10 protein-coding genes are annotated in these 10,864 nt (G+C 61.0%); 5 read left to right on the top strand and 5 right to left on the bottom strand.

Going from position 1 to position 10,864, the window contains the following annotated elements; genetic code table 11:
- Positions 1-640 precede the first annotated feature (640 nt).
- The 3 genes from FLM9_RS08340 to rplU are packed head-to-tail and all read right to left on the bottom strand — an operon-like array spanning position 641 to position 1,624.
- Positions 641-868 carry a hypothetical protein gene (locus FLM9_RS08340; RefSeq protein WP_102135456.1) on the bottom strand — a complete coding sequence of 76 codons (228 nt, stop codon included), beginning with the start codon at positions 866-868 and terminating at the stop codon, positions 641-643.
- A gap of 26 nt (positions 869-894) precedes the next feature.
- Positions 895-1,158, bottom strand: a complete 264-nt coding sequence (gene rpmA / locus FLM9_RS02415; protein WP_074457089.1) for a 50S ribosomal protein L27 — start codon at positions 1,156-1,158, stop codon at positions 895-897.
- A 49-nt stretch (positions 1,159-1,207) separates the two neighbouring features.
- On the bottom strand, positions 1,208-1,624 hold the full coding sequence (gene rplU / locus FLM9_RS02410; protein WP_081340143.1) for a 50S ribosomal protein L21: 417 nt from the start codon (positions 1,622-1,624) through the stop codon (positions 1,208-1,210).
- Between the two features lie 119 nt (positions 1,625-1,743).
- On the opposite strand from rplU, the gene kaiB reads away from it, so the two are divergent.
- Positions 1,744-2,076 carry a circadian clock protein KaiB gene (gene kaiB / locus FLM9_RS02405; protein ID WP_074457088.1) on the top strand — a complete coding sequence of 111 codons (333 nt, stop codon included), beginning with the start codon at positions 1,744-1,746 and terminating at the stop codon, positions 2,074-2,076.
- A gap of 4 nt (positions 2,077-2,080) precedes the next feature.
- A complete protein-coding gene (gene kaiC, locus FLM9_RS02400) occupies positions 2,081-3,640 on the top strand; it encodes a circadian clock protein KaiC (RefSeq protein WP_074457087.1) in 1,560 nt (519 codons plus the stop codon).
- Here kaiC and FLM9_RS02395 read toward each other — a convergent pair.
- Both FLM9_RS02395 and purD read right to left on the bottom strand, forming a co-directional pair.
- On the bottom strand, positions 3,615-5,648 hold the full coding sequence (locus tag FLM9_RS02395; protein ID WP_074457086.1) for a sensor histidine kinase: 2,034 nt from the start codon (positions 5,646-5,648) through the stop codon (positions 3,615-3,617). The two genes, kaiC and FLM9_RS02395, sit on opposite strands and share 26 nt — an antisense overlap.
- Before the next feature lie 29 nt (positions 5,649-5,677).
- Complete coding sequence (gene purD / locus FLM9_RS02390) at positions 5,678-6,976, bottom strand: phosphoribosylamine--glycine ligase (protein WP_074457085.1); 1,299 nt, start codon at positions 6,974-6,976, stop codon at positions 5,678-5,680.
- Positions 6,977-7,055: 79 nt separating this feature from the next.
- Here purD and purC point away from each other — a divergent pair, with 79 nt between their 5' ends.
- The 3 genes from purC to FLM9_RS02375 all read left to right on the top strand — a co-directional run.
- Positions 7,056-7,835, top strand: a complete 780-nt coding sequence (gene purC / locus FLM9_RS02385) for a phosphoribosylaminoimidazolesuccinocarboxamide synthase (protein ID WP_074457084.1) — start codon at positions 7,056-7,058, stop codon at positions 7,833-7,835.
- A gap of 95 nt (positions 7,836-7,930) precedes the next feature.
- Positions 7,931-10,222: a BamA/TamA family outer membrane protein gene (locus FLM9_RS02380; protein WP_257242967.1), complete on the top strand. Its 2,292-nt coding sequence runs from the start codon at positions 7,931-7,933 to the stop codon at positions 10,220-10,222.
- Between the two features lie 12 nt (positions 10,223-10,234).
- Positions 10,235-10,864, top strand: a 630-nt coding sequence (locus tag FLM9_RS02375) for a UDP-3-O-acyl-N-acetylglucosamine deacetylase (RefSeq protein WP_074457082.1), incomplete at its 3' end; no start/stop codon positions are given.

The following is a 10,864-nucleotide window of genomic DNA, read 5'->3' as shown; positions in this document are numbered from 1 at the left end:
ATAGCCCAGGCATTGATGACGAGGACAACAGGGCTGCTGGCCCCAGCGCTGCTCCTCCAGCTACCGGATGCAGGCAAGAGGGGTCGGCAAAACGCTGGCTGATGCTCACCAGGTTCAGGTCTATTCTCAGCGGGCAAATCCTATTGGTCCGCCTCCCTCTCACCTTGTTAAGCCCTTGACTTCCAATTCCGTCTGATTGTGCAGACGTCTGACCTCGCCACGGGGCCAGTCGGTCCGCAACTGCCGGATTTCAATCCTGGTTCCCGTCCGGTCCGGTTTTGAAGAAATGTTTCAAGGCGTCGGACCTGTATGGTCACAGGCGCGTCATCCAGAAACGGCTTGCCGATCAGCGTGTTCTAATCGATTTCCACGACACACTCGTCTGCATCCTGAGTCCGTGTCATCAGGGTGATATGGTCCCCTAGCTTGTAGACAGCGAACCTGCCCAGGCCCTTTTCTCCCAGTGGAAGGCGTTGATGCTTCGCAGTCCTCTCGTCCGCTTGGCATTGTTTCTGGCGATGAATCATCACTTGAGCGGCTGGGGGACCTCCTCCCCCGTCTGGAGCTCGTCCGCTTGGCATTGTTTCTGGCGATGAATCATCCCCTGGAATCAGCCAGACTGAACGGAGCCTCTCTACTGTCACGCTCTCACCGTCATCCTCGATGGTGATTGCGGGCTCACGCTCTGACACAAGATTACAAGATTAATGGTCACGGCAACCTTGTTCGCGTCTGCGTCATAGGTATTCTTGACCAGTTCGAAAACCACCAACCGGGCGCTACTGATCAACTCGTCGCCAAGAAACTGGAGAAGCCTGGCCCGTGGCCGGAACGGCTGCTGAAATTCGCTCAGAACACGGTCGTTCAAGGGGGCATCTTCCAGGGATTGCCCACCTAACCTGGCACCACCTGAATCCGTTTGCGGCAGGTGCCTTTGCGGCGGATAGTCTGGAAGCCGACGGTGCCGTCCACCAGGGCAAAGAGGGTGTCGTCCCGGCCGCGGCCCACGTTCTGGCCGGGGAGGATGGCGGTGCCCCTTTGACGAATCAGGATGGAGCCCGCATGGACCCGCTCACCGCCATAACGCTTGACGCCGAGGCGCTTGGCGTTGGAATCCCGGCCGTTGCGGGTGGAGCCGGTGCCTTTCTTGTGGGCCATGGGAACTGGAGAAGGGAAGGGGAAGGAAGGTTGGTTGGGGGAGACGGTCTCAGGCCAGGGGCTGACCCGCCACGGTGATGGAGTCCACCCGCACCCGGGTGAGGGCCTGGCGATGGCCCCGCTTGCTGCGGGTTTTCTTCTTGCGGCGCATTTTGTAGACAATGAGCTTGGGGCCACGGCGATGGGCCAGCACTGTCAGGTTGATCTGCCCCCCGTCCACGTGGGGGGTCCCCACGGTGACCCCGGCGCCGGAGCGCACCATGAGCACCTGATCCAGTTGCAAGGTGTCGTCCACAGCGGCATCAAGACGGTCCAGGTCGTAGTAGCGACCGGGTTGGATCCAAAACTGCTTGCCACAGGCCTCGACGATGGCGTAGACGCCAAGGAGATCGGCGGCAGGGGCTGGAGAGGGGGCCGTGGCGGTGGCGTGATCGCTGCAGGAGGGGGACGCTGAAGAGGAAGACATGGGTGGAAATGGCGCAGCTTGGCTGGACTTGCGAACAAGCGCCATTGGAAGCCAAACGTGCTGACCGGCAAAAGGGCAGCCTACAGTCTAGGGTGAACCCGTCCACAGTTGGTGTTGCGATGAGCCCTCGCAAAACCTACATTCTCAAGCTTTACGTGGCGGGCAACACACCCAACTCCATGCGAGCGCTCAAAACCCTGCGGGACATTCTGGAAACAGAGTTCAAGGGCGTCTATGCCCTCAAGGTGATTGACGTGCTGAAAAACCCCCAGCTTGCCGAAGAGGACAAAATCCTGGCCACACCAACGTTGTCGAAAATTTTGCCGCCCCCGGTGCGACGCATCATCGGCGATCTCTCGGACCGCCAGCGGGTCCTCATCGGCCTGGATCTGCTCTTTGAGGAATTGACCACCGAGGATGTGTTGCATTCTGGCTCGGAAGAGGCAGTCTGAGGCCATGATCAGTCACTTTTCCTCCCTACCGGATCCCCGCAGCCAGGGGTTCGGCCATGTTCAGAAGGTACCCACCGGCATTGAGGGCTTTGACGATATTTGCCATGGGGGGCTACCCACAGGTCGCGCCACCCTCGTTAGCGGCACCTCCGGCACGGGCAAGACCGTGTTCTCCCTCCACTTTCTCTACAACGGCATCAAACAGTTCCAGGAACCGGGCATCTTTGTCACCTTCGAGGAGTCGCCCATTGACATCCTGCGCAACGCCAGCAGCTTCGGCTGGTCGCTCCAGGACCTGGTGCAGCAGGACAAGCTCTTTGTGCTGGACGCCTCTCCCAACCCGGAAGGACAGGATATGGCCGGCAGCTTTGACCTGTCCGGTCTGATTGAGCGCATCAACTACGCCATCCGCAAGTACAAGGCCAAGCGGGTGGCCATTGATTCCGTGACAGCGGTCTTTCAGCAATACGACGCTGTCTCGGTGGTGCGCCTGGAAGTGTTCCGCATGATCGCACGGCTCAAGGAAATCGGGGTGACCACGGTGATGACCACGGAACGCATTGACGAATACGGTCCCATTGCCCGTTACGGGGTGGAGGAATTTGTCTCCGACAACGTGGTCATCCTGCGCAACGTGCTGGAGGGGGAGCGGCGCCGGCGCACCTGTGAAATCCTCAAGCTGCGGGGCACCAGCCATATGAAGGGGGAGTTCCCCTTCACCATCGGGGTGCAGGGTATCAACGTCTTTGCCTTAGGGGCCATGCGGCTCACGTCCCGCTCTTCCAACACCCGCATCAGTTCAGGGATCCCCCGCCTGGACGAGATGTGCGGCGGCGGCTTCTTCAAAGACTCCATCATCCTGGCCACCGGGCCGACAGGCACCGGCAAAACCCTGCTGGTGAGCAAGTTCCTGGAAGATGCCTATCGGATGAAAGAACGGGCCATCCTCTTTGCCTACGAGGAGTCCCGCGCCCAGTTGATGCGCAACGCCACAAGCTGGGGCATGGATTTCGAGCAGATGGAGCAGAACGGGCTCATCAAGATCATCTGCGCCTATCCCGAATCCACGGGTCTGGAGGACCACCTTCAGATCATTAAGACCGCCATTGGGCAGTTCAAGCCCACCCGGATCGCCATCGACTCCCTCTCAGCCCTGGCCCGGGGCGTGAGTCAAAACGCCTTTCGCCAGTTCGTCATCGGGGTCACCGGCTACGTGAAGCAGGAGGAAATCACCGGGCTGTTCACCAACACCTCCGAAGAGTTCATGGGCAGCCATTCCATCACCGACTCCCACATCTCCACCATCACCGATTCAATCCTGCTGCTGCAGTATGTGGAGATCCGCGGTGAAATGTCCCGGGCCATCAACGTGTTCAAGATGCGCGGTTCCTGGCATGACAAGGGCATCCGCGAGTTTCTCATCAGCAGCACGGGGGCAGAGATCAAGGACTCCTTCAAGGACTTTGAACGAATCATTAGCGGTATCCCCATCCGCGTTAGCAATGATGAGCGCCAAAGCCTTGGCCGCGGCCGCGTTGTCAGCCTGAGCGACGCCGCGGAGTGACTGTGGTGGTGGCAGTGTCCGCCTGGACCCGCTCCGCCACCAGGTCCAGTTCGTCGTCGTCGCTGCCCTCCAAGGGCAGCTCAAACCAGAAGGTGGTGCCCACACCGGGCTTGCTCACCAGCTTGGGAACACTGCCCTGCTTCTCCATGATGTTGCGCACAATGGCCAGGCCAAGACCGGTCCCCTGTTCCGTGTGGACCGTGTTCTCCGCCCGGTAGAACCGCTCGAAAATCTGGGCCTGATCCAACTCGTTCATCCCGCATCCCGTATCGGACACCTCCACCCGGAACCGTGGCAGCCGCGAGGTGAGGTCGTTCGTGGTGACGACGGTGCTCAACTCGGGGACCGGGCAGGAGTCGGGCCAGAGGTAGGCCCGCAAGCAAACGGCGCCGCCGGACGGCGTGAATTTCAGCGCGTTGCCCATCAGGTTGTCCAGCACTTGCAGCAGCAGATCGAAGTTGGCCTGAACCCGGGGCAGGCCGGGCTCCACCTCGCAGAGCAGCCGCACCCCCTTGTCGGAGGCATTGAGACGGTAATTGCGCAGGGTCTGCTCCAGGGCCGGGCGCAGTTCCATGGGCTCAAAATGAAACTCCTGACCAGACTCCAGACGGGAAAGATCCAGCACGTCATTGACCAGTCGGGTCAGGCGATCGGTTTCCGCATTGGCTGTGGCCAGGAATTCGCTGCGCTCCTCATCGCTGATTTGTGTCCACAAATCATGGAGTGTTTCCACATAGGTCTTGATGTTGAACAGCGGCGTCCGCAACTCGTGGGACACGTTACTGATAAAGCGGCTTTTGGCCGCGTTGAGTTCCACCTCCCGGCTCAGGTCCTGCAGGGTGACGGTGACCCCCTTGAGGACCCTGCTGCTGGGATCCGTGTCCGTGACCGCCACCAGCACAATGCGCAGGGTGCGGGTGGGGGACCCGAAGCTGCAACGGATGTCCCGGGTGGCATGTTCACCCGCCAACACCTGCTGCAGGGCTTCCCCCACGTCCATCAGCAGGGATTCAGGCAGCAGATTCACCAGCGGCTCCCCCACTAGCTTGCGGGCCTCCCAACGGAACAACCGCTGGGAGGTGGGATTGGTCAGCACCACACAACCCTGGTCGTCAAGAAGCATGGCCCCATCCGCCATGGTGGCAATGAGGGACTGCTGCTGGGCCTGGGCCACCTTCAATTCTTGATTGGCCACCTTCAACTCCTCGATGTTGGCCGCCTTGTACACCTCAAGCTGGCTGGCCATGGCGTTAAATCCCTCCAGCAGTTCCCTCAACTCGCCGCCCATGGGCAAGGCAATGCGGGTGGAAAACTGGCCGGCGGTGATTTTGCGCACCCCGTGGAGCAGTGCCTTGATGGGATGGGTGATGGTGAGGGCGTTGAACACAGCCCCCAAAATCACCAGCACCCAGATGGCAATAAACACGGAAATGGTCACCTTGCGGGTCAGGGCTGTTGTGTTGAGAACGATTTCATTGGGGTTGAGACCCAGAGCCACGACACCAAGGCGTTGACCATTGGCCATCAAGGGCACAAACACGTCCGTGACCTGCCCGTCAGGGGACAGGTGCTGACGCACCAGAGGATCCCCGGGACGGTCGTAGATGGTGTCCGGCAACTCCAGGCGGCGACTCAGCAGCAGGGTGCTGTCTTCATCCGTGTTGGCGAGGGGCAGGTTCAGGTAGATCACCCCGTCGGGGTCGGCAAATAGGATGTAGCGGATGCTGTTGCTTTGCTGCCAGAAGCGGTTGGCTACGGTAATCAACTGACGGTCCTGCCCTTCCGCCACCAGGGACGTCACGTTGGCAGCCAGTAGCAGGCCCACATCCCGGGCATAGCGGGTGTCGCTGAGGCGGGCATCCGCCTGAATGGAAGAGAGGGAGAAGAACGTGAGTCCCGTCATGATGAGGCTCACCACGAGGGTGGACAGGGCCAGCAGCTTGGCTTGAAGCGTGAACTCCGACCACCACTGCCGCAACGCAGCCAGAAGCGCTTTCAGGGTGTCCATGAGATGTGTTTTTTTAACTGCGGTGCTTCTCAGCGTCGACGCACTTGGTGACCAATATCGAACCGGACCGTTTTGCCAGCGTAGTCAATTTGGCCCAAGCGGGTGTAGGCTTGATCAAAGGCCTGGTCAAAGTCGTTACCAAGCCCCACACCGGCCAAAATACGCCCGCCGGCGGTCTGGAGTTGCCCCGTTTCCCCACGGGTCACGCCAGCGTAAAACACCATGCTCCGGGACCCTGGGCGGCCAGTGTCCGTGATGGGATCCCCACGGCGAACAGGACCCGGATAGCCTTCGGCGGCAGCCACCACACAGGCACAGGCTGCAGAACTTCGGGTGATCAGGGGCGGAGCCTCCCCCAGTTGACCCAGGGCACAGGCCTGGAGCACGGCAGCCAGATTGCCCTCCAGCAGGGGCAAAAGGCACTGACACTCCGGATCGCCAAAGCGGCAGTTGAACTCAATCACCATGGGTCCCATGGCTGTGAGCATCATGCCCGCATAGATGACGCCGCGGTAGTCGATGCCCCGAGCCCGAAGCGCCGCCAACACCGGCAGGAAAATGGTGCTGCGCATCTGCTCCAGGCCCTGCTGGTCCAGGAACGGGACCGGCGCGTAGGCCCCCATGCCGCCGGTGTTGGGGCCGGTGTCCCCTTCGCCAATGCGCTTGTGGTCTTGGGCAGGGGGGAGCAGCACCAGATCTCGCCCATCACAGAGGGCAAGCACCGACACCTCCGGGCCTTCCAGGCGCTCCTCCAGCACTAGCTGCTCCCCGGCGCGGCCAAAAGCCCCGGCGAAGGCCCGATCCACAGCAGCTTCGGCTTCAGCCATGGTGTTGGCCACCGTCACCCCTTTCCCCCCTGCCAGCCCATCGGCTTTCACCACCAGAGGACGCCTCCGACGGTGGAGCAGATCCAATGCTTCCGTCCGGCTGGCCACCACCCAACTGGGGGCGGTGGGCACACCGGCCTGGGTCATGAGTTGCTTGGCCCAGGCTTTGCTGGCCTCCAGCTTGGCCCCGTCCGCGCCAGGGCCGAACACCGCCAGGCCGTGGACCCGCAGATCATCCGCCAGCCCTGCCGCCAGAGGCGCCTCGGGGCCAATGACCACCAGCGTGACAGCCTTGTCGTGACACAGCCTGAGGATAGCCGTCCTGTCTTCTGGGGCCACCGAGGCCACGGCAATGGCCGCCGCCCCCTCTGTGGCGGCACTGACCATGCCCCCATTGCCTGGCGCCACCCAAACCTTCCGAACCCCTGGACTTCTGGCCAAGGCCCAGGCCAAAGAATGTTCACGCCCCCCCGAGCCAATTACCAGGATGTTTGCAGCCATGGATTTGGAGTCTTCGCCGGTGAATAGAGATGTTGCCCCTTAGCGTGGTCTGCCCGACCAGACGCTGCCTGTACTGACCATGGATAGCCCGACCCCTGTCCTTGGCCCCCTGCTCCATGAAGGGAAGGCCAAGAGATTGTATGCCACAGCCGACGCCCGGCTTTGCGCTGTGGAGTTCAAGGACACGGCCACCGCAGCCAACGGTCGGCACCAGGTTTACGTGCCGGGTAAAGGCCGGCTCAATTGCCGGATTTCATCCCAACTCTTCACCCTGCTGGAGCAGGGGGGACTGCCCACCCATTTCCAGGGACTGCTGGGGGACGGGTGGATGCTGGTCCGGTCCCTGCGCATGATCCCTCTGGAAGTGGTCCTGCGGAACCGTGCGGCGGGCTCTCTGTTGCGGCAGCTTCCCACTGTTGCGGGGCAACCACTGGCGCCGCCCCTGCTGGACTTTTATTTTAAGGATGACGCCTTGGGGGATCCCTTCCTCAGTGAGGCCAGGCTGGCCGTCTTGAACATCGTCACCCCAGAGGAGCGGATGCGATTGGAGACCATGGCCCGTCAAGTGAACAGCACCTTGCATCAGGCCTTAGGCCGTATTGACCTGGATCTGGTGGACCTGAAGCTGGAGTTTGGCCGGGACCACACGGGTCAACTGCTGTTGGCCGATGAACTCAGCCCGGACAATTGCCGTCTCTGGGATCAGCAGCAACACCCCGACAGCCCGGAGCGTATTCTGGATAAAGACAGATTTCGTCAGGGCCTTGGTGGACTGGTTGATGCCTACAGGACCGTCAATCAACGCCTCCAGGCGCTTGATCTCAAGCCCCGGCACTCCGACTCCAGGGTCAAGTCATGACTCGGGTCACACCACGTCTGTCAAGCATGTTCAATCCCATGGTTCTGTGGTCTTCTGCAATGAGTTGCTCCCAGCCTCGCCGTGCCCCGATCCTGATGGCCGCCCTTTCCGCCACGGGATTCTTCGGTATGGCACTGCCCACGCCATCCTTTGCCCAAGCCCGTTGGCTTGCCCAGTTGCGGCCCGCGGCCCTGGTGGGTGGGGATGCCGTCAGGGGCTGGACGGCCCAGGCCCCAGATAACCTGAACTTGGCCCAGGATCCGCCGGACGAGGGGGAGGCCACGGACCCGTCGGCTGTGACCCAGGAGGAAAACCAGAACGATCCTGGCCGGGAACAGATTCTCCCCCAGGAGGCCCCTTCCGGAGCCATTCAGGACATTGCCCCCGAGCAGCAGGTGCCCATCGCCGAAGTGGTCATCGTGGGCCTGGCGGATCACCCGGAACGGGATCGCCTTGAGATCATCGCCTACGACGCCATGGAGGTGCGGCCCGGTGGCAGCACAACCCGCTCCCAACTGGAGAGAGATCTGACCGCCATCTATGCCACGGGCTGGTTCAGTGATGTGCGGGTCAGTCCCATCGACGGCCCTCTGGGGGTGCGCCTGGAGGTGACGGTCACCCCCAACCCGGTGCTGAGTGCCGTGGAGTTGGAGGAGCAGGACGTGCTGCTGCCGGAGGAGGTATTGCAGGACACCTTCGTGGAGGACCAGGGCCAGACCATCAATCTGGTGGCCCTGCAGGACCGCCTGACCAGGCTGGAGGAGTGGTACGCTGAGCAGGGCTACTCCCTGGCCAGGGTGTTGGGGCCGACGCGCATCACCCCGGAGGGGGTGATTGTCCTCACGGTTCGTGAAGGCAGGGTAGGGGACATCGAGGTTGCCTTCACGGATGACGCTGGCGAAACCACTGACGAGGATGGGGAGCCCATCCGCGGAGGCACCAAGCCCTGGGTCATCACCCGCGAGCTGTCTACCACATCGGGAGACAGATTTAATCGCCGCACCCTGCAGAAGGACCTAGAGCGTCTCTATGGCACAGGTCTGTTTTCCGACATCAACGTCTCCCTGCGGCCCATTCCCAGCGATCCTGGCCTTGTGGATCTGGTCTTGAAGATCCAGGAAGCCAAAACAGGCTCCCTCTCCGGTGGACTTGGTTATAGCGACGTTCAGGGAATCTTCGGTCAGGCTTCCTTTAGCGAAGACAACCTGTTTGGCCGGGCCTGGAGAACAACGTCACAGATCACCTATGGCCAGTATGGCGTGCTGCTGGACCTTGCTTTCCACGATCCCTGGATCAAAGACGATCCCTATCGCACGGCATTTCGGATGAACATTTTTCTCAGTCAGGAAATCCCTCTGCAGTTTCGGAGTGACGAGGTCAGCGACATCAGAGTGGTTGAGCATTACCACAGGGCTCCAGCATCCACGACAAACCGGGTATTCTTGACAAACGATGTTAATAACCCTGAAGTCTCTACCGAGCTTGGTAGACGACCCGATCCTGAAATCCATAACCTCTACCAGACAAATGGTGACTCGGTCCGCCTACAGCGGAATGGGGCCAACTTCCAGTTTGTCCGCCCTCTCAATGGAGGGAATCCCCATGCTGACGACACCAAATGGACGGCTTCCGCTGGCCTGGCCTTGCAGGAAGTTACCGTTCAGAATGCGGACGGCGATGCCAAGGCTTACGCAAAGGGACCCCCTAAGGATTCGGAAACAACCGATAACTTCTTCTGTGTGGGTCACGATTGTGAATCACAAAATATCTTAGCAGGATTGCGTCTTGGCATTCTCTATAACACCTTAAACAACAAAATTAACCCCACTAGCGGAAACTTTGCCAGTTTTTCCACAGAGCAATATATTTCCGTGGGGAGAGGTTCGCCAACGTTTAACCGATCCCAGTTCAGCTTTGCCCATTTTATTCCTGTAAATCTGCTCAAAATCTATCGCGGCTGCCGTCCGGAGCCCGGAGAAGAAGAAAACTGCCCTCAGACCCTGGCTTTTCAGGTGACTGGTGGTGCCCTTCTGGGGAATACGCCGCCCTACGAATCCTTCTGCCTCGGCGGTTCCACATCCATCCGCGGCTTCTCCGAATGTGCCATTGGTCCTGGCACCACCTTCGGGGAGGCTTCCATGGAGTATCGCTTCCCGATCATCGGCATTGTCAGCGGCGCACTGTTCATCGATGCCGGCAGTGTGCTGGGATCCCAGCAGAGTGTGACGGGCAATCCCGGAGCACTGCTGGACAAGCCGGGCAGTGGTTTTAGCTACGGCGCTGGTGTGGTCCTTAACACACCGTTGGGACCCCTGCGCACGGAGATCGCCAAAGGCAACCACAAGGACGAGTGGGGCTTCAACTTCGGTGTAGGCTGGAAGTTCTAGGAGGCCGGCACCATGCTCTGGCCTGCCGACTACCACAACCGCTGGACCATCGCCGAAGAGGTCTCCCTCGCCGGCGTTGGCCTCCACAGTGGTCTCACCAGCCGCGTCACCCTGGCTCCCGGTACGTCAGGTGGCCTGAGCATGGGCTCCATGGGCGCTTCTCCTGTCTCCCTGCGGCACCACTTGGTGCGGGAGCAGCGTCTTTGCACTGCGGTGCAACTGCCGACGGGCCTGGTCCGCACCGTGGAACACCTGCTGGCGGCTCTGGCCGGCGTGGGCATCAGCGACGTGCAGATTCACGTGGAGGGACAGGAAATTCCCCTGCTGGATGGTTCGGCCTTGCCCTGGGTGGAGGCAGTAGCTGCCGTGGGTCTCCAGCTCCTGGGGGGCCAACGGTCCCCGCCCGTGGTGCGCGAGACGGTCTGCATCCAGTCTGGTGACAGCCATGTGCTGGCGTTGCCTTATGAAGGGCGGCGGTTCAGCGTGGCGGTCAACTACCCCTCGCAAGCCATTGGCCAGCAATTTTACGAAGTGGAGCTGACCCCGGAGCAGTTCGTGGAGCAGGTGGCCCCGGCCCGCACCTTCGGATTCCAGAACCAGTTGGACGCCCTACGCTCTGCTGGTCTGATCAGAGGAGGGAGT

This window comes from Candidatus Synechococcus spongiarum (assembly GCF_900047545.1).
Lineage (GTDB): Bacteria > Cyanobacteriota > Cyanobacteriia > PCC-6307 > Cyanobiaceae > Synechococcus_B > Synechococcus_B spongiarum_C.
This window is presented reverse-complemented; position numbering and strand designations above follow the sequence as displayed.